The 17,599-nt window shown below is 71.2% G+C and carries 17 protein-coding genes; 4 read left to right on the top strand and 13 right to left on the bottom strand.

The annotated features are described in order from the left end of the window. Positions 1-6: 6 nt before the first annotated feature. From ACZ4YL_RS21880 to ACZ4YL_RS21835, 10 genes are all read right to left on the bottom strand, one after another. A complete protein-coding gene (locus ACZ4YL_RS21880) occupies positions 7-2,583 on the bottom strand; it encodes a bifunctional FO biosynthesis protein CofGH (protein ID WP_468118556.1) in 2,577 nt (858 codons plus the stop codon). Positions 2,584-2,634: 51 nt separating this feature from the next. Further along, positions 2,635-3,417, bottom strand: coding sequence for an SDR family oxidoreductase (locus ACZ4YL_RS21875; RefSeq protein WP_468118554.1), 783 nt, complete (start codon positions 3,415-3,417; stop codon positions 2,635-2,637). A 44-nt stretch (positions 3,418-3,461) separates the two neighbouring features. Then, a complete protein-coding gene (locus tag ACZ4YL_RS21870) occupies positions 3,462-3,776 on the bottom strand; it encodes a hypothetical protein (RefSeq protein WP_468118553.1) in 315 nt (104 codons plus the stop codon). A 77-nt stretch (positions 3,777-3,853) separates the two neighbouring features. Then, positions 3,854-4,357 carry a hypothetical protein gene (locus tag ACZ4YL_RS21865; protein ID WP_468118551.1) on the bottom strand — a complete coding sequence of 168 codons (504 nt, stop codon included), beginning with the start codon at positions 4,355-4,357 and terminating at the stop codon, positions 3,854-3,856. A gap of 30 nt (positions 4,358-4,387) precedes the next feature. Further along, the gene (locus ACZ4YL_RS21860) at positions 4,388-4,570 is read right to left on the bottom strand and encodes a hypothetical protein (RefSeq protein WP_468118549.1); all 183 of its coding nucleotides are present in this window, start codon (positions 4,568-4,570) and stop codon (positions 4,388-4,390) included. 117 nt (positions 4,571-4,687) lie between these two features. Next, positions 4,688-5,131, bottom strand: coding sequence for a hypothetical protein (locus ACZ4YL_RS21855; protein ID WP_327735903.1), 444 nt, complete (start codon positions 5,129-5,131; stop codon positions 4,688-4,690). Positions 5,132-5,161: 30 nt separating this feature from the next. Beyond that, the gene (locus tag ACZ4YL_RS21850; RefSeq protein ID WP_468118547.1) at positions 5,162-5,515 is read right to left on the bottom strand and encodes a hypothetical protein; all 354 of its coding nucleotides are present in this window, start codon (positions 5,513-5,515) and stop codon (positions 5,162-5,164) included. Further along, complete coding sequence (locus tag ACZ4YL_RS21845) at positions 5,512-10,056, bottom strand: putative T7SS-secreted protein (protein WP_468118545.1); 4,545 nt, start codon at positions 10,054-10,056, stop codon at positions 5,512-5,514. Before ACZ4YL_RS21845 ends, ACZ4YL_RS21850 begins: the two co-directional genes overlap by 4 nt. Beyond that, positions 10,056-10,688 carry a hypothetical protein gene (locus ACZ4YL_RS21840; protein WP_468118544.1) on the bottom strand — a complete coding sequence of 211 codons (633 nt, stop codon included), beginning with the start codon at positions 10,686-10,688 and terminating at the stop codon, positions 10,056-10,058. The genes ACZ4YL_RS21845 and ACZ4YL_RS21840 overlap by 1 nt, the downstream gene beginning before the upstream one ends. Continuing rightward, positions 10,685-11,020: an SseB family protein gene (locus tag ACZ4YL_RS21835; RefSeq protein WP_468118542.1), complete on the bottom strand. Its 336-nt coding sequence runs from the start codon at positions 11,018-11,020 to the stop codon at positions 10,685-10,687. The genes ACZ4YL_RS21840 and ACZ4YL_RS21835 overlap by 4 nt, the downstream gene beginning before the upstream one ends. Before the next feature lie 362 nt (positions 11,021-11,382). On the opposite strand from ACZ4YL_RS21835, the gene ACZ4YL_RS21830 reads away from it, so the two are divergent. From ACZ4YL_RS21830 to ACZ4YL_RS21820, 3 genes are all read left to right on the top strand, one after another. After that, positions 11,383-12,720, top strand: a complete 1,338-nt coding sequence (locus ACZ4YL_RS21830; protein WP_468118541.1) for a diacylglycerol/lipid kinase family protein — start codon at positions 11,383-11,385, stop codon at positions 12,718-12,720. An 84-nt stretch (positions 12,721-12,804) separates the two neighbouring features. Next, complete coding sequence (locus ACZ4YL_RS21825; protein ID WP_376151890.1) at positions 12,805-13,047, top strand: amphi-Trp domain-containing protein; 243 nt, start codon at positions 12,805-12,807, stop codon at positions 13,045-13,047. Beyond that, a complete protein-coding gene (locus ACZ4YL_RS21820) occupies positions 13,044-13,586 on the top strand; it encodes a hypothetical protein (RefSeq protein ID WP_468118539.1) in 543 nt (180 codons plus the stop codon). Before ACZ4YL_RS21825 ends, ACZ4YL_RS21820 begins: the two co-directional genes overlap by 4 nt. A gap of 14 nt (positions 13,587-13,600) precedes the next feature. On the opposite strand, the gene ACZ4YL_RS21815 is transcribed toward ACZ4YL_RS21820, so the two are convergent. Then, positions 13,601-14,809, bottom strand: a complete 1,209-nt coding sequence (locus ACZ4YL_RS21815; RefSeq protein WP_468118537.1) for an aminotransferase-like domain-containing protein — start codon at positions 14,807-14,809, stop codon at positions 13,601-13,603. 187 nt (positions 14,810-14,996) lie between these two features. On the opposite strand from ACZ4YL_RS21815, the gene ACZ4YL_RS21810 reads away from it, so the two are divergent. Next, positions 14,997-15,854 (top strand): hypothetical protein, encoded by an 858-nt coding sequence (locus tag ACZ4YL_RS21810; RefSeq protein WP_468118536.1) that lies wholly within the window; start codon positions 14,997-14,999, stop codon positions 15,852-15,854. Between the two features lie 228 nt (positions 15,855-16,082). Here the strand turns inward: ACZ4YL_RS21810 and ACZ4YL_RS21805 are convergent, their stop codons facing one another. After that, entirely contained in the window at positions 16,083-16,292 is a 210-nt protein-coding gene (locus ACZ4YL_RS21805) for a DUF397 domain-containing protein (protein ID WP_468118534.1), read from the bottom strand. Positions 16,293-16,512: 220 nt separating this feature from the next. After that, a complete protein-coding gene (locus ACZ4YL_RS21800; RefSeq protein WP_301370253.1) occupies positions 16,513-17,397 on the bottom strand; it encodes a helix-turn-helix domain-containing protein in 885 nt (294 codons plus the stop codon). Positions 17,398-17,599 lie beyond the last annotated feature (202 nt).

Below are 17,599 nucleotides of genomic sequence, written 5' to 3'. Positions count from 1 at the left end.
CGGCACTCAGTCCAGTACGGGGAGCAGCTCGGGCAGGTGCCCGTCCGAGGCGCGGGCCGCCTCCTGCCGCTCCTGCGGCACCTCCCCGTACAGCGTCGTACGGGCCTTCGTGGGCCGCCCGGCCGCCTCGGCCACGGCGATCAGGTCCTGCACCGACTTGTACGAGCCGTAACTCGACCCGGCCATGCGCGAGATGGTCTCCTCCATCAGCGTCCCGCCCAGGTCGTTCGCCCCGGACCGGAGCATCTCGGCCGCGCCCTCGGACCCCAGCTTCACCCAACTCGTCTGGATGTTGGGGATGTGCGGGTGCAGCAGGATCCGGGCCATCGCCGTCACTGCGCGGTTGTCGCGGACCGTCGGACCCGGCCGCGCGATGCCCGCCAGGTACACGGGTGCGTTGGTGTGGATGAAGGGGAGCGTGACGAACTCCGTGAAACCACCGGTCTGCTGTTGGATGCGCGACAGCGTGCGGAAGTGGCCGAGCCAGTGCCGCGGCTGGTCCACGTGCCCGTACATCATCGTGGACGAGGAGCGGATCCCGAGCTCGTGCGCGGTGGTGATGACGTCGATCCAGTCCGCCGTCGGCAGCTTGCCCTTGGTCAGCACCCAGCGGACCTCGTCGTCCAGGATCTCCGCCGCCGTACCCGGGATCGAATCCAGGCCCGCCTCCTTGGCCGCCGTCAGCCAGTCCCGTACGGACATCCCCGTGCGGGTCGCCCCGTTGACCACCTCCATCGGCGAGAAGGCGTGCACGTGCATGCCGGGGACCCGCTGCTTCACCGCGCGCGCGATGTCGAAGTAGGCCGTCCCGGGCAGGTCCGGGTGGATGCCGCCCTGCATGCACACCTCGACCGCGCCCACGTCCCAGGCCTGGGCGGCCCGGTCGGCGACCTGGTCGAGGGAGAGGGTGTAGGCGTCGGCGTCCGTGCGGCGCTGGGCGAAGGCGCAGAAGCGGCAGCCGGTGTAGCAGACGTTGGTGAAGTTGATGTTCCGCGTGACGATGTAGGTGACCTCGTCGCCCACGACCGACCTGCGCAGGTCGTCGGCGATGCGGCACAGCGCGTCCAGGGCCGGGCCGTCCGCGTGGAGCAGCGCCAGCGCCTGCGCGTCCGTCAGCTTCGTCGGATCGTCGGCGGCCTGCGCGAGGGCGCCCCGTACGTCGGTGTCGATGCGCTCGGCCACCATCCCGGGCGCGGCCGCCTCCCGCAGCGCCTCCCAGTCGCCGTACACGTCGTCGAAGTCGTCGCGGCGGTCGCCGGTGCGGCCCTCGGTGTCGATGGTGGCGTGCAGGTCCGTGCGCCCGTACGCGGTGAAGCCCTCGTCCGGCTCCTGCCACGGCCGGCCCTCGACGGGCGCGCCCTCGTCGGCCAGCCCGGTCCCCGGATCGGCCAGCGCCCGTACGTGCGGCAGCAGCCGGGGGTCCAGCCAGGGCTCGCCGCGCTGCAGGAACTCCGGATAGATGGTGAGGCGTTCGCGCAGCTCGAAGCCGGCGGCGGCGGTCCGCTCGGCCAGCTCCTCGATGTGCGGCCAGGGACGCTCGGGGTTGACGTGGTCGGGGGTCAGTGGGGAGACCCCGCCCCAGTCGTCGATGCCCGCGCCGATGAGGAGCGCGTACTCGGCGTCCACCAGGTTCGGCGGGGCCTGGATGCGGGCGCTCGGGCCCAGGATGTGCCGGGCGACGGCGATGGCGGCGGCCAGCTCCTCCAGCTCCGCGTCCGGCATGCCGCGCATGGCGGTGTCCGGCTTGGCGCGGAAGTTCTGGACGATGACCTCCTGGATGCCGTGATAGCTGCGCTGGATCCGGCGGAGCTCGAAGAAGGCGTCGGCGCGCTCCTCGTAGGACTCGCCGATGCCGATGAGGACACCGGTGGTGAAGGGGACGTTGGAGCGCCCCGCGTCCTCCAGCACCCGCAGCCGGACGGCCGGGTCCTTGTCGGGGGACCCGTGGTGGGGGCCGCCCGGCTCGGACCACAGGCGGGTGGCGGTGGTCTCCAGCATCATGCCCATGGACGGTGCGACGGGCTTGAGGCGCTGGAGGTCGGACCAGGACAGCACGCCGGGATTGAGGTGCGGCAGCAGGCCGGTCTCCTCCAGGACCCGGATCGCCATGGCGCGCACGTAGGCGAGGGTGTCGTCGTAGCCGTGCGCGTCGAGCCACTCGCGGGCCTCGGGCCAGCGGTCCTCGGGGCGGTCGCCGAGGGTGAAGAGCGCTTCCTTGCAGCCCATCGCCGCGCCCCGGCGGGCGATGTCGAGGACCTCGTCGGGGGAGAGGTACATCCCGTGGCCGCTCTTGCGCAGCTTTCCGGGGACGGTGACGAAGGTGCAGTAGTGGCACCGGTCGCGGCAGAGGCGGGTGAGGGGGATGAAGACCTTGCGGGAGTAGGTGATGACACCGGGGCGCCCGGCGGCGGCGAGCCCGGCGTCCCTCACCCGTGCGGCGGAGGCGGCGAGGTCCTTGAGGTCCTCGCCGCGCGCCTGGAGGAGTACAGCCGCCTCGGTCGCGTCGAGCGCGACGCCGTCGCGGGCCCGCCGGAGCGCGCGGCGCATCGCGTTTTCGGTCGGAGCGTCACTCGGAGTGGTCATGGGCCGAGCATACGATCCGACGTTGCGGCCGTGGGGCGGCTGTGGAGTGGCTCATCTCATCAGCTCACCCGCGTTGACCAGCAGCGACTGGCCGGTTATCGCCCGGGCCCGGTCGGAGGCGAAGAACACGGCGGCATCCGCCACGTCCCCGTCGGTGGCGAGATCGGGCAGCGCCATGCGCTCCGTGAGGCGGGCGTGCACCTCGGCCTCCGGAACGCCCTCCGTATGGGCGGTGAAGGTGACGAAGGCCTGCACGGGCGGCCCCCACATCCAGCCGGGCAGCACGGTGTTGACGCGGATCCGGTGCGGGCCGAGCTCGCGGGCCATGGAGTACATGGCGGAGGTCAGCGCCCCCTTGGAGGCGGCGTAGGCGGCCTGCTGCACCTCGTTGGGCGCGGCCACGGCGGACTGCGTCCCGATGACCACGACGGACCCGCCGCGCTCCTTGAGGCCGGGCAGGCAGGCCCGGGTCATCCTCAGGGTCCCCAGCAGGTTCACGTCGATGATCTGCTGCCAGGTCCCGAAGTCGGCGTCCTGCAGCCCTCCGAAGTACGAGTCCCAGGCGGCGACGTGCACGACGCCGTCGAGCCGGCCGAAGCACGTGAGCGCGAGCGCGGCGAGGGCCTCGCACTGCGCCTCGTCGGTGATGTCGGTAGGCAGGTACGCGGTGTGCGTGCCGTCGGGGTCGATCTCGGCGGCGGATTTGGCGAGATTCGCCTCGGTCCGCGCCCCGAGCACGGCGTTCCCCCCGTCGCGCACGACGGCGGCGGCCACCTGATGCCCGAGCCCGGCCCCGACACCGGAAACGATGACGGTCTTCCCTTGCAGCAGCATGACGGACCTCCGGGGCGCACGACTGTATCTGACGGCGCGTCAGGCTACGGCGCGGGCGCGGCGGTGTGAAGGGGTGAGGACCCGAAGAGCGGCACAGACGGCGGCCGCCGGTCCCCGGCCGCGTCGATCCACTCAAGGGTCCGGTCGACGATGCCGAGGAGTTCGGCGTCGGTGGTGTCTCCGTCCTCCCGAAGGGCCGGGTCGATCGGGTACTCGTCCAGGGCGTAGAAGACCTGATGGAGCGCTCGGTCAAGGTGCTCCCCGACGCGCTCGCCTTCGTTCAGGGCCTTCCTGCGGGCGTCCAGCCACTGCACGGCGAACCTCTCCGGCTGAATCTCGGCGCGGGACAACCTCCGCATGAGGTCCAACTGCCGGCCGGTTCCCGAACCTTCGGGAACCTCCCCGGCGGTCCTCCACTGCCTCCCGTGGCCTTGGGTCACCACGGTCGCAGCCCCGCGCGCCGGAGCCGGAGAAGGGATTCGGTTTCGAACGCTTCCAGGTCGGCCGCATAGGGCGGTACGCCCGGGTGGTCACCGCAGAAGGTGACGTTCGCCGTGAGGTGGTCGTCGGCCAGGCCGCCGTAGGACAGGGAGACGTACGCGGAGACCTCCACGGCGGAGCGGAGTGCGTCCGTACGCAGAAGAGCGCTGCGCGCGTACGCCAGGCAACGCCGCAACAGCCTCGACTCCCGCTCCTCCCCGGAGGCCGGGAGGTCGTGGTCCGTCATGCCGCGGCCGTTGACGGTGTACTCCTCGTGCACCACGTCCGAGAACGGTCCCGGTGGAGCGGACTTCAGCGCGGACAGGACGTGCGCGCCGCCGGGGGTGACCTCCCAGCCGTCCTCCACGATCCGCAGGAACGCCGGAGTCGCTTCGTCCGGGGTGATGCCCCCGGTGTCGACCCGGCCCAGCAGGCGCGCCATCGAACGGTTCATTTCCATACGGCATCCTCCCCCGGGGCACCTCGCCGGTCAGCCACGCCCGGCGAGCAGCGCCCGCACGTGCGCGTTGCCACTGCGGTACAGATGCCCGGCCAGCACCTGCCCGGCCACCCCCTCGGCCCGGTGCACCGCGGGCTCGCCCCGGGCCACCAGCGCCAGGCGGGCCGGAAACCTCTCGTGGTCCGCCGCCGACGCCTCGCCGAGCAGGGACACGAGCCCGGGCGCGTGCTCCCGATGCCCGGCGTGGTCGTAGCCGCCGTGGACGACGTCATCGACGTCACGGGGTCGACTGTCCCGCGAAGTCGACCCCGAGCAACTCCTCGAACCGCGTCAACACCGACGCTCCGCGGTGAGTCGGAAACGGTCCAGTGCGGACAGGTAGTCGCCCGTCACCCCGTCCCGCAGGGGTACCGCAGAGAGGTGCCGGCTCGCGAGCTCCTCCGCAGCCGAGAGGACCGCCTCCGCGAGCTCGGCAGGACCGACGCGTGCCACTGGCCCGGACCGGCCCCGCACGCTGACGCCCTTCTTCGTCGCCCTGAAGTTGAGGCTGAACGAACAGTTGACGCCGGTGAACGAGACGTTGCCGGAGCGCCCCGTCAGCAGCATGTGCAGCGAGTCGAGGAGATCCGTGACGGAGATCCAGATCATCATTCCCTGATCGGGCACATGCCCCGCGGAGCCGGCCTCCCCCAGTTCTCCCCGCCAGGACATGTCTCCGAGATCGAACCCACTGGGATCGCCCTGGTCGGGACGGAGGGAAAACCTCACGATCACGGCTTGTCGCTCCTTGAGATCCATCTCGGCTCAACCGCTCACGTGCACGGCGGTGATGAGAGCCGATGCCACGACTCGAGGTCCCTCCATGACCAGGATCTCGCCGCCCGGCACCAGGTGCGGGATCGCGAGTTCGCGCACGAGGAAGTCGACCTTGCACACCCGAGAGCCGTCCTCGCGCACGGAGGTCTCCTCCAGCAGGACGCTCAGGTGGTCGGCGGAGGCAGGCCAGCCGGGCTGCAGCTCCCGGTCATCGCCAAGGACGAACACCGCCGTTGCCGCATACACAGGGGCTGTCGGAGGGCCCGACCGTCGTCCCCCTTCTTCGGCCGAGCGCCAGGACACCACTGCCTCAGCCGCCGGGTTTTCGATCTTCTTCATCATGGCCACAACCTGATCTTGTCCATCAACTCGTTTATCTGCGCCAGCTGTTCCCCGTCGGCGTAGTATCCGGGGCCGACGCCATCGAGCTTCCCTTCGTGGAAGTGCATTTGGTCGGCCAAGGATTTGGGGATCCTAGTGGTGATGGTGAGGCCATTGCCGCCATTCAGCAGTTCGCCCCAGCGATCGGCGTGCTCTCCCTGGGTTGCGAACCACTTGCCTTCCATCTGACCGGCGCCCGTTCCGAACCGCTCTGTCGACGCAATGGCGTCGAATTCGTCAGCATCGACGTTGCGGAAGATCTGAACGGTTTCGGCATCGCCGGTCTCATTGCCATCAGGGCAGGGTGTCAAGCCCAGCGGATCCGACCACGTGTGCGGGTTCGAGACGTACGTCGCCGGGTTTGGGGCCGGGGCCAACCCCAGGGGGTCCGGGGTGAGGTAGCGGGCCGTTTCGGGGTCGTACGTGCGGAAGTAGTTGTGGTGGAGGCCCGACTCGGGGTCAAAGTACTGGCCCGGGAAGCGCAGTGGCGTGTAGGCCACGGCGTCGCGGGTCCAGGTGGTGGAGCCCCAGAGGGTGGAGCGGGCGCGCCAGGCGATCTCGCCCGACTCGTCGATCAGTTCGCGCGGAGTGCCGATGAGGTCCGTGACGATGGCGAAGAAGCGGTCGTCCGTGGCGCCGAGGACGCTCTCCGCCTGGGTGAGCGGGTGCAGGCCGTGGTGGGTCCAGGTGAGGGTGACCGCGCCTTCCGTCTGCTCGCAGAGGGTGGTGCCGTCCCACGTGAAGAGGACCTCTTCCGCCACCTCGCCGGTGGGCGCGAGGCGCTGCTTGGCCGTGCGGCGGGACAGGGCGTCGTAGCGGTAGCGCCAGCGCGTGCCGTCCGGGGTGGTGACCCCGACGAGGCGGTCTTCCGCGTCCCATTCGTAGGTCCAGGTGTCCGGCTTGCGGGAGAGGCGGGTCTTCTGTCGGAGGGTGACCCGGCCGAGGGCGTCGTGTTCGTAGCGGATCGAGCCGGCGCGGGTGATGCGGGTGCCCTCGTAATCCCGCGCGCCCTGTGCTTCGGCTCCCGGGTGGCGGGTCGGCCATGTGGCGGTGGTCTGGTTGCCGGCGTCGTCGTAGGCGTAGCGCTCGGTCCAGTTGGCGGCGTCGACCGCCGTGACACGGGCCGCCGGGTCCAGGGTGAAGGTGCGGGGACCGGCGAGCGCGTCGTCGATCGACGTCAGGGCGCCGTCCGCTCGGTAGCTGTAGCCGCGGCGCTGGAGGGTGCGGCCGTCCTGGCCGACGAGGTGCTGGTCGGTGAGACGTCCGACCGGGTCGTAGGCGTGGGCCAGGGCCAGGTCCGCGCCGATGGTGCGGGTCAGCTCCCGGCCCGCGGCGTCCCGCTCGAACGTCAGCGTCCGGCCCGATGCGCTGAGGGCGCTGCGGCGGCCGGCCGCGTCGTACGTCCACTCGGAGAAGGCCCCGGCGGGCGTGGTGCGGCCCGCCCGGCGGCCCGCGACGTCGTAGGTGCGGGTGAGGGTGCGTCCGTCGACCGTCTCCGCGACGACGCGGCCGTACAGGTCCCGTTGCAGGGTCAGCGTGGTGCCGTCCGGCGAGACGGCCCGGGCGAGCTCGTCGTAGTCGTCGTACTCGTACGACGTGATGCCGTCCGCTGTCTCCTTGCGCAGGAGCTGAGAGAGGGCGTCGTGCGCGTACGTGGTCGTGGCGCCGACGGCATTCGTGCGCGATGCGAGGCGGCCCGCCGCGTCGTACCCGTAGGTCAGGGTGCGGTCGTCGAAGTCCGTCTCCGACGCCAGGCGCCCGGCCGGGTCGTAGGCGTAGGTCCAGGTCAGGCCTTGGGGGTTGGTGACCGACGTGAGGCGCAGCTCGGTGTCGTGGGTGAAGGAGTAGCGGACGGCGTCCGGGCCCGTGCGGGACGTGAGGAGGTCGAAGTCCCCGTACTCGGAGAGCGTCAGCCCGCCCACCGGGTCGGTGTGGGAGGTGCAGTTGCCCTCGCCGTCGTAGGTCCAGGACTCCGTGTTGCCGTCGGCGGTCTCCCGGTGGAGCAGGCGGCCCTCCACGCTCCACGTGAGACGGGTGGTGTGGCCGAGGGGGTCGGTGACGGCGACCGGGCGGCCGAAGGGGTCGCGCGTGTACGTGGTCGTCGCGCCCAGCGGGTCGGTGACCTCCATGGGCAGGCCGACCGGGTCGCAGCGGACCGTCGTGACCGCGCCCAGGACGTCCGTCACCGAGGCCAGGTGGCCGCGGGCGTCGTACGTGAAGCGGCTCGTGGCCCCGTGCGGTGCGGTGGCCGAGGTGCGGTTGCCGCGCTCGTCGTACGTTGACCGCGTGACCCGGCCGTCGGGCTGGATCACGGTGACCGGCAGGCCCAGCGCGTCGTATTCGGCCCGTACCTCGCGGCCGTCGGGGCGCACCACCGTGGTGAGCCGGCCCTGCTCGTCGTAGACGTGGCGGGTCGTGTGGCCCAGCGGGTCGGTGCGGGTCAGGAGACGGTCGCGCGCGTCGTGCGTGAACCGGGTGATCGCGCCCGTCGGGTCGATCTCGGCCGTGATCCGGGCGCGGTCATCGACCAGGTAGCGGGTCTCGTGGCCGAGGGAGTCGGTGTAGAGGGTGAAGCCGTCGCCGTAGGCGAAGCCCACGTTGAGGTGGCCGTTGGTGCCGGACTGGGCGGTGCAGCGGTGCTGTTCGTCGTAGACGTAGTCGAAATGGCGGTCGTTGGTGTCGGTCCAGGAGGTGATCCGGCCGAGCTCGTCGTAGCCGAAGCGGAGCGGGCGGCCGGAGGAGTTGGTGACCTGGGTGAGGTGGCCGTCCGTGTACGCGTAGCGGAGCACCTCGGTGCCGTCTGCGAGGGCGAGGCCGGTTATTCGGCCTTCCGACGAGCTGAGGCGCAGCTCGTAGCCGCCACTGTGGGACAGCGCGGTCGGCGCGCCCGTCTCGTCGTAGTCGAAGGCGATCCAGGCGCCGCCCCGATCGTCGAGCTGGCTGAGGAGGCCCTCGTCCGTGAAGTGACGGACGTGTCCGGTCTCGGGGTCGGTGACCGTGTAGCCGCCGTCAGCGTCGAGGACGAGCGGCCAGCGCTGACCGTGGCCCGGGAGTACGGGGACTCCGGGCTCGGGATGCGGGTAGGCGAGCAGGCTGCCGTCCTCGCGGACGAGGATCACGCCTTCCTCGTCGATCTCCAGGCGCTGGTCGACCGTGGATGCCCAGGACGGCCCGAACCAGCGGCCCGCGCGGTACGAGGACTCGAAGGTGCGGGTGAACACGAGCGCCAGCGCGCCCGGGAGGACCAGGTCGGTCTGCGGCAGGACCATCCGGCCTGTCGCCACGTCGACCGGGTCACCCTTGCACTTCAGGTCCGCCTTGCGGCGAGCTGCGGCCTCGGCTTCGGCCTTCGCGGCCGTCCGCGCGGCTTCCTTGCTCGCCGTCTTCTCGGCGAAGCGCATTCCGGCCCGGATGGTGGGCAAGCCCTTCGTGCCGATGAGGTCGGGGAGGAGGCGGCCCTTGAATTCGTCGGGGTCGGCCATGTAGCTGTCGATCATCGGGCCGGGGATGCGTTCGGGGTGGGACGCGGTGGAGACGAGACCGGCCAGCGTCATGCTGAGGTTCTGATGGAACTCGGCCGGTTGCGTCAGGTTGTACACGTCGAGGGGGTTCAGGCTGCGGGCGAAATTCAGGGTCCCCGCCGTGCCCTTGAGCGCGCCACCCACGACGTGGCTGAGTTCGACCGCCTCCGAGCCCGCGTAGTCGACGATGTCGGCCAGCAGCCGGTCCGTCGCCGGGGGCTCGGCCGGGGCGTGCTCCATGGCCGCTTTGAGGGCGCGTTCGGCCGTCGCTGCCGCCTCGTCGCGCTGCCTGCGAGCTTCGTCCAGGATCTCCTTGGCCCGCTTGCGGGCCGCGTCTCCCGGGTCGGCGCCCTCGACCGGGACCGGGCCCGGATCGTGGCCGCCCTTCGCGGCGGCCTCGTAGGCGTCCTTGTTCTTGAGGTGCGCGTCGTGGGCGTCCTTCGTCGCCTTCATCGCCGCCTTGTGCAGCTCGATGGCCTCCTGGGCCTGCTTCTGTGCCCACTCCACCGTTTCCGCGTACCGGCTGAGCGCACCGCTCGCCGACTCGCACGCGTCGGAGGCGCGCAGCCAGTCGGTGGGATGCATGGCGAACTTCGCTCGGAACGCATCGGCCGCCTGCCCCTTCCACCGGTCCGAGTCGAGTGCCTTCATGCCTTGGCCGACCCGGTCGAAGGCCGCCTGGAAGTCCGTGAAGTGCTTGGCCGACTCCCGGAGCGTCGAGGACCTGCCGTGGATCAGCTCGTCGGCCTGCTCGCTTTCGCCGAGCTGCTGCTCCCGTACGGTGGCCCCCAGACGGGACGCGGCGTTGTCACCGAAGTCCTCGACCTTGTCCGCCCAGCCGTGCGCGCCGGCACGGTCGAGGGCGCCACCGATCTCGTCGGTGGCCCGGTCCACGCCGTGGCCGATGACCTTCTTGGCCGAATCGACCTTCTCGTCGATCTTGTCGAGACCCTTGTCGACCAGTCCGCCCCAGTCAGTCATCAGCCCTCACCACCCGGCTGCGCCTCGGGTGCCGGGCCGACCGTGCCTTCAACCACCGCGTCCATCTCGTCCCGCAGTCCGACCGCATCGGCGAGCTGGTTGGACAGCAGGATGTCGGAACTGTTCAGGTCCCGAACAGCGCTCTTCCAGGCCTCGTTGCCGTTCTGCGTGGCTCGGTCGAAGGACTCGCGGCTGTAGTCGGCGTCCCGGATCTGCGTGATCGGGTTATCGGAGAAGACCTCACCCCAGTCCTTGGCGATGACGTCCTTCTCCTCGGCATACGGGTTGCCCAGTGCCGCGTTCGCCACGACCTTGAAGCTCCCCTGGATGTACTGGTCCTGTTCGTACATCGCGCCCGCCGAGAGCCCTACCTTCATGGCGAAGGCGTTCCCTTGCTGAACCAGCGAGCGGACGCCCCAGCCCCAGCGTTCGCAGAACGTGCCCAGCGTGGACGTCAGACCCTCGTGCCCCGTCTCCATCCCCGAGAGAGCCAGGGCGGTGAAGCCGCCCCCCATGCTCGCCGAGCCCACCGAACCGACTTCCTTCAACTCTGCCAAGCTGTCCGTGATCCCCTTCGCGATCTGAGCCAGTGCCGGCTTCGACACATCGAGATCCGCCCCGTCCCCGCTCACGCTGCCGCCTCCCCGTCAAGCGCTGCCGCATCCGGCACGATCCCGCGGATCGGCGGGAACACCACTCCGTCCGGCCCTGCCGCGTTCCATGCGACGCCGCAGGGAAAATCGAGCGCCGGCACCAGCTCGTCGAGCAGGCGCGCACCGATCACCCGCCGGTACGTCCACTCCTGCGCGGCCTCGTCCCGCGCTTCGGCGAAGCGGCCCAGCGCCTCCTCGTCGGAGAACACGCAGATCCAGTCCAGGCCTCCGAGGTCGGCCGTCCACAGGCCGCCCTGGGTGTCCAGCGGCACCAGGACCGTCCGGCTACGGAAGTCCGCCAGCTGCTCCATCGCCGCTTCCCGAGCCCGTGTCACCGGATCCACCGCCGGCGGTCGGCCGCCAGCATCCACGGCAGCAGCCCGGAGCCGCCCCCACTCCTCGTCGAACCCCACCTGGACCCCCCCCGCACTGCCCTTTGCTCTTGATCGAACACACTTTTGCATGACGAGGTGGGTGGGCAAAATTTACCGTTTGGTAGGGCGCATATCCCGCCAGGCGTGTCGAGTTGAGCCTGAGCTCTTCGGCTGATAGATCGTTGCAGGAGCGATGGACGGTGCCGCGTCCTGTGCGGGTTCGCGTTCGCGTCGACGGCCGATCCGCTTCGGGAGATGATCGGAGATGACCCCGCGGTACGAGGCGAGGACGTGAGGGCATGGCACTCCCGGATTCTTCCGGCCCGCCCCGGCGGGCTCGGCTGTGGGCCCTGCTGGCGTTGGGCTGCGCCGTGCTCGCGGCCGTGACGTTGGTGGCCGAGGGCATCGTCGGGGGGCTGCTCGTCCTCGTCGTCGGGATCGCCGGGGCGGCGCTCACGGCCATGGGGACCTGGTGGGTGGTGTCCCATCGCGGGGCCGTCCGGCTGGTCGGCACCCTGCTGGTGGTGGGCGCGCCCGTGGCCATCCTGCTCATCTACGCCCGGGCAGATCTGTGGCCTACGGCGCTGCTCGCCATCGCGCTGTGGGCGGCCGCCGTGGCCTGTGCTCGGACCGCGCTGCGCGCCGCGCGCCGGCCCGACGGGATGCGCGCCACGGTACGGGCCGACGCCCCCCGGAGCCCGGTGCTGATCATGAATCCGAAGTCCGGCGGCGGCAAGGTCGGCCGCTTCGGCCTCGTCGAGAAGGGCGAGGCGCTCGGCGCCCGGGTGGTGCTGCTGGACCCGGAGGTCGTCACGGACGTCGCCGCCCTCGCCCGGCAGGCGGTGGCCGACGGAGCGGACCTGCTCGGGGTGGCGGGCGGCGACGGCACCCAGGCCCGGGTGGCCGAGGTGGCGGCCGAGCACGGCCTGCCGTTCCTCGTGATCTCCGCGGGCACCCGGAACCACTTCGCCATGGACCTCGGGCTGGACCGCGAGGACCCGGCCCGGTGCCTGGACGCGCTGGCCGACGGGGAGGAGCTCAGGGTCGATCTGGGGGTCGTGGGCGGCCACGCCTTCGTCAACACCGCCTCGTTCGGCGTCTACGCGGAGATCGTGCAGCGACCGGAGTACCGGGACGCCAAGGCGGACTCGGCACTGGCCGCACTGCCCGACCTCCTCCTCGGATACGCCGGCACCACCCTCGACGCGGTGACCGACGAGAAACGGCTGGAGGCCCAGCAGGCGCTGCTGGTCAGCAACAACCCCTACACGTCCTCCGAACCGATGGGCGCCCGCAGGGCCCGCCTCGACCGCGGGGAGCTGGGTGTCCTCGGCATCCGGGTGAACAACGCGGCCCAGGCGGCCGACGTCGCGCTGCGCGGGGCGAAGGCGGCGGGCCTCCACGTACTCACCTCCCGCCAGGTCGTGATCGGATCGGCCGCGGAACGCATCGCCGTCGCCGTGGACGGCGAGGCGCTGACCATGCCCACACCCGTGACCTGCTCCATCCGCCCCGGCGCACTGCGCGTCCTGGTGCCCAGGCTCCGCCCGGGGGCCCCGGTGACCGCCCCGCCCATGCAGTGGAGCGAGGTCCTCGCCCTGGCCTTCAACCGGCCGGGGGCGGGCCCGCCCGGCTGAGGCCCGGGATGCCCGGGATGCCCGACCTCCTGTGCGGCGTCACAATGAGCCGTACCCGGTGTTCGTAGCGGATTGGAGACGTCCGTGAAGGACCTCAAGTTTGAGCAGAAGAGTTCCCTTTCCCGCCTTGAGGTCGCCGATCAGCTCTCCGCGCTCGCGGAGGCGCTGCGCCACGGCGGCAATGCCGAACTGGAACTCGGCCCCGGGAAGATGAGCCTGCGCGTCCCCGAAGAGCTCCGCACCGAGATCGAGGTCGAGATCGGCGACGGGGAGATCGAGATGGAGATCGAACTCAAGTGGCCCACCGCGCAGGCCGGGGCCGCGTGACAGCGCCCCCGGAGGGCGGCCCGGAGGGTGGCCCGGAAGGCGGTGGCCCGGAGACGGCCCCGGAGTGGGAGGCGGGCCGCGAGGACTACAGCGGCGCCGTCTACGGTTCCCTGCTCGCGGCCTCCGTGGTGGTCGGAGCCGGGACGCTCGGCAAGTTCCCGCGGCTGGAACTCGTCGCACTGCTCCTCGGTACCGGGGTGGTGTTCTGGGCCGCCCACGTCTTCTCCCGCCTCTTCGGGGCCCGCATGGTGCACCGGCTGAGCTGGGACGTGATCCGCAGCACGTCCAGGGAGGAGCGCCCGATCATCAAGGCGGCCGTCCCCCCGGCCGTAGCCGCGGCCGTCGCCCCGCTGTTCGGCCTGGGCGCCACGGGCATCGCCTGGTTGGCGCTCGCGGTCGCCCTGATCGGACAGGTCGGCTGGGCCACCGTGGCCGCCAGCCGCGCCGGCGCCTCACGCCGGCTGATGATCCTGGCCGGCGCGATCAACCTCTTCCTCGGGCTGCTCATCGTGCTGCTCAAGGTCGCCCTCCAGCACTGAAGCCGCATCCCCGGCTACTTCCCGCCGTACTCCGCCAGCGCCGCGGCCAGCCGGGCGACGCCCTCGGTGATCTCGGACGGCGTGTGCGTCGTGAAGTTCAGGCGCAGGGTGCGGGGGTCCGGGTCGGTGGCGTAGAAGGGGGCGCCCGGGACGAAGGCGACGCCGTGGGTGACGGCTGTCCTGAGGAGGTCCGTCGCGTCGTGGTCCTCCGGCAGGCGGGCCCAGAGGAACATGCCGCCCGCGGGCAGGTTCCACTCGCAGTCGGCCGGCAGGGTCCGGCTCAGGGCGCTCTGCAGGGCGTCGCGGCGCTCGCGGTAGGCCGTCCGGACCGTGGCTATGTGCGCGTCGAGGTCCACCGCCGCGAGGTAGTGCGCCGCGGCCAGCTGGTCGACCGTTGAGGTGTGGAGGTCCGCCGCCTGCTTCGCGACCACCGCGGCCCGCCGCAGCGCGGCCGGGGCCCGGAGCCAGCCCAGCCGCAGCCCGGGAGCCATGACCTTCGAGAAGCTGCCGAGCAGGGCCGTACGGTCCTCCGCCCCCGGGTGCGCGGCCAGCCACGGGACGTCGGAGCCCTCGTAGCGGAGTTCCCCGTACGGGTCGTCCTCCACCAGCCACAGCCCGAGCCGGGCCGCGGTCTGCGCGACCGCCGTCCGGCGGGCGGCCGGGAGGGTGCGTCCCGTCGGGTTCTGGAAGGTGGGGACGGTGTACAGCAGCTTCGGACGCTCGCGCGCCACGACGTCCGCCAGCGCGTCCGGGAGGATGCCCTCCGCGTCGCAGGGCACGGCCACCACCCGCGCTCCCGCCAGCCGGAAGCACTGGAGCGCCGCGAGGTAGGTGGGGTTCTCCACCAGGACCACGTCACCCGGTTCGACCAGGGTGGCGGTGATGAGGGTCAGGGCCTGCTGGGAGCCCGAGGTGATGAGTACGTCGTCCGGGCCGGTCGGCAGCCCGCGCGCGGTCGCCCGGGCGGCGACGGCCTCGCGGAGTTCGGGGGCGCCCTCGGTGGTCGAGTACTGGAGCGCGCGCCGCGCGGACCCCGCGAAGGCGGCGTCGTACGCGGCCCGCAGGCCCTCGGTGTCGAAGAGTTCGGGCGCGGGGAGGCCGCCGGCGAGGGAGATGATCCCGGGGCGTTCGGTGAGCGCGAGGATCTCGCGTACGGGGGACCCCTCCACGGAGGCGGCGCGGGCGGCGAACGCGGGCGGCGGCGTGGTGGCGGTGGCGGACACGGTGGCAGGCGATGCAGCGGACACGGTGGCAGGCGCGGCGGCGGGCACGGGCAGCTCCTTCAGGAGGCGGGTGCGCGCATCGTAGCGAGAGGTAATTGTAGACGGCATGTATGTATCAGGGGGTGGACCGGCCACCGGGGGCCCCCGACCCCTCCCTGTCTGATGCTGCATCAGATAGACCGGTCCCATGACGACAGGAGAGCAGGAACCGCAGCAGGACACCCGCGTCGAGGACTACGCCGAGCTCGCGGCCGTCGGCCCCTACGGCGTCCGCCCCGGCCATGCGCTGATCACCATGGTGGAACCGCACCCGGGCCACGAGTACGCGTACAACCGCTGGTACGAGGACGACCACTACTACGCCGGCGCCATGGCCATGCCCTGGATGTACGCCGGGCGCCGCTGGGTGGCCACCCGCGAGCTGCAGGAGCTGCGCTACCCCGAGAAGTCGGCCGTCGCCCAGCCCGTCACCGCGGGCTGCTACATATCGACGTACTGGGTCACCCAGGGCCGCTACGACGAGCACATGAAGTGGACCGTCGGCATCAACAAGCGCCTGAACCGCGACGGCCGCGTCTACCAGGACCGCACCCACGTCTTCACGTCCTTCCAGGACCACGCGGCCACCGTCTACCGCGACGGCGCCGCCGGTCCGCGGGACTTCCACGCCCTTGACCACCCGTACGAGGGTCTCGTCGTCCAGGTAGTCGACGCCGACGGGCCCGGGCAGCGGGCCGAGTTGCTGGAGTGGCTGCGCTCGCGCGCCCTGCCGAAGCGGCTGTACGGCGGTCCGGCGGCGATGGTGACGGTCTTCCGTCCGACCCCCCTGCCGGGTGACCGGATGACGTACGTCAAGCAGGTGGAGGGGGTCGACACGCGCCTCACGCTGCTGTGGTTCCTCCAGGAGGACCCCCGGACCTGCTGGGACCGCTTCCAGGGGCTGGACGCGGAGGTCGCGGAGGCGGGGCTGGGGCGGGTGGAGCTGGTGGCACCGTTCATCCCGACGGTGCCGGGGACCGACCGTTACGTCGATCAGCTGCGCTGAGCGGCGGCCCGTCGGCCCACCGGGCATGGCCGAGCCCCCTCGGCCAAGACGGCGGGTCGGTCGAGAGGGCTCCAGTCAGTGACGCAGGTGACGCAGGTGGTGCAGGTAGTGCAAGTGGTGCTGGTGATGCGGGTGGTGCAGAAGCCGGGCCCGCCGGTGCCGGTGCCGGCGCTCGACGCGGGGACCGAACGGCAGGGGCGGCGAGGGCGGTTGGGACGGCCGTGATGTTCAGGCGAGGCGTCCCAGCCGGCCCTCGGTGACGTCGGCGACGAACGAGGTCCAGGAGCCGGGGGCGAAAGTGAGGGACGGCCCGTCCTGCACCTTCGAGTCGCGGACGGCGATGGCCTCCGTGACGGGGGACTTGACCTCGACGCAGGCGCCGTTGGCGGAGTAGGAGGACTTGATCCAGTTGGCCGTGGCGCCCTGGCGAATAGCCATGTTTCTCTCCGGTGAGCGAGTAGTTCCGGTGGTTCCGGTGTCCTGTCGGCCAATTTTCCGGCCGACCTGATCGACGCTACCGGGAGCTCCTGACGGGTGAAGGGATCATTCACCCGACCGGGTGGCATATTCCATTCAAGCCTTCTGTGGCTGGGGAGTGACGGTGTACCGTACCGACCCGCTTGCCACACGCATGGTGGATATCGGTCGTATCCCTCCCCTATGCGCTCTTGTCCGCGTATTGGTCGATGATCTGTGAGATGAACTCACGGGTCTGGTCGACATTGAGCGCCTGCGCGCGCAGGTGTTCGTACATCACGCTGTACTTCTGGACGTCGTTGGCCTTCTCCAGGTACAGGTCGCTCGTCACGCCCTCGATGTAGACGACGGTCGAGTCGGACGCGTCCGGGAACTCCAGGATCGCGTACTGACCGTTGACGCCGGGGTGCGCCCCCAGCTCGAAGGGCATCACCTGCACCGTGACGTGCGGCTGCTCCGACTGCTCTATCAAGTATTCGAGCTGCCGGATCATCAACTGGGCGTCGCCCACGCGCCGGCGCAGCGCCGCCTCGTCGATCACCGCCCACAGGCGCAGCGGACCGAGGTCCGGGTTGTTGTTCTCGGTCTCGGAGAGCCGCTTCTGGCGGTGCATCCGGACCTGGACGCGCTTGTCGACGTCGGCCGGGGCGGTCTCCGGCCACGCGCCGCGGACGAGGGACTGGGCGTACTCCGTCGTCTGGAGCAGCCCCGGGATCACCAGGGGCTCGTACGTGCGCAGGCTGGCGGCGTCCGTCTCCAGGCCGATGTAGACGCTGTACGGGATGTCGCCGAAGGCGTGCCACCAGCCCTGCTGGCGGGAATCCTTGGCCATCTGCATGAGCGAGTCGATGAGGCGGCGGTCCTCGACCTCGTAGACGTCGCACAGGTCGCGGACATCGCGCTGGCTGATGGAGCGGCGGCCGTTCTCCAGTCTGCTGATCTTCGACTGGGAGACGAGGAGGCGCTCGGCGACCTGTTCGGCCGTCATGCCCTTGTCCTCGCGGAGCTTGCGCAACTCCATGCCCAGTCGGCGGCGTCGGACGGTGGGATTGACATTGGACGCCACGTGAACGGCACCTCCGCCTTCTTATGTCGTTGCAGCTGTCTCTCTGCGTATCTGGTGTTGAGCAGACTGCCACCGAAGCGGGCGGCGGCGCTGGGGAACGGCCCGGAAACACAGACGCGGGGGGGGGGGGGGGGGGGGGGGGGGGGGGGGGGGGCGGGGGGGGGGGGGGGGGGGGGGGGGGGGGGGTGGGGGGGGGGTGGGG

It is taken from the genome of Streptomyces sp. NPDC030021 (genome assembly GCF_055574035.1).
This window is presented reverse-complemented; position numbering and strand designations above follow the sequence as displayed.

Coding starts and splice junctions, on each gene's coding strand:
- ACZ4YL_RS21875 (WP_468118554.1), bottom strand. CDS start 3,417: ATGCTGCTGCAAGGGAAGACCGTCATCGTTTCCGGTGTCGGGGCCGGG.
- ACZ4YL_RS21850 (WP_468118547.1), bottom strand. CDS start 5,515: ATGATGAAGAAGATCGAAAACCCGGCGGCTGAGGCAGTGGTGTCCTGG.
- ACZ4YL_RS21865 (WP_468118551.1), bottom strand. CDS start 4,357: ATGGAAATGAACCGTTCGATGGCGCGCCTGCTGGGCCGGGTCGACACC.
- ACZ4YL_RS21810 (WP_468118536.1), top strand. CDS start 14,997: ATGACGACAGGAGAGCAGGAACCGCAGCAGGACACCCGCGTCGAGGAC.
- ACZ4YL_RS21835 (WP_468118542.1), bottom strand. CDS start 11,020: ATGGAGCAGCTGGCGGACTTCCGTAGCCGGACGGTCCTGGTGCCGCTG.
- ACZ4YL_RS21805 (WP_468118534.1), bottom strand. CDS start 16,292: ATGGCTATTCGCCAGGGCGCCACGGCCAACTGGATCAAGTCCTCCTAC.
- ACZ4YL_RS21880 (WP_468118556.1), bottom strand. CDS start 2,583: ATGACCACTCCGAGTGACGCTCCGACCGAAAACGCGATGCGCCGCGCG.
- ACZ4YL_RS21870 (WP_468118553.1), bottom strand. CDS start 3,776: ATGCGGAGGTTGTCCCGCGCCGAGATTCAGCCGGAGAGGTTCGCCGTG.
- ACZ4YL_RS21845 (WP_468118545.1), bottom strand. CDS start 10,056: ATGACTGACTGGGGCGGACTGGTCGACAAGGGTCTCGACAAGATCGAC.
- ACZ4YL_RS21830 (WP_468118541.1), top strand. CDS start 11,383: ATGGCACTCCCGGATTCTTCCGGCCCGCCCCGGCGGGCTCGGCTGTGG.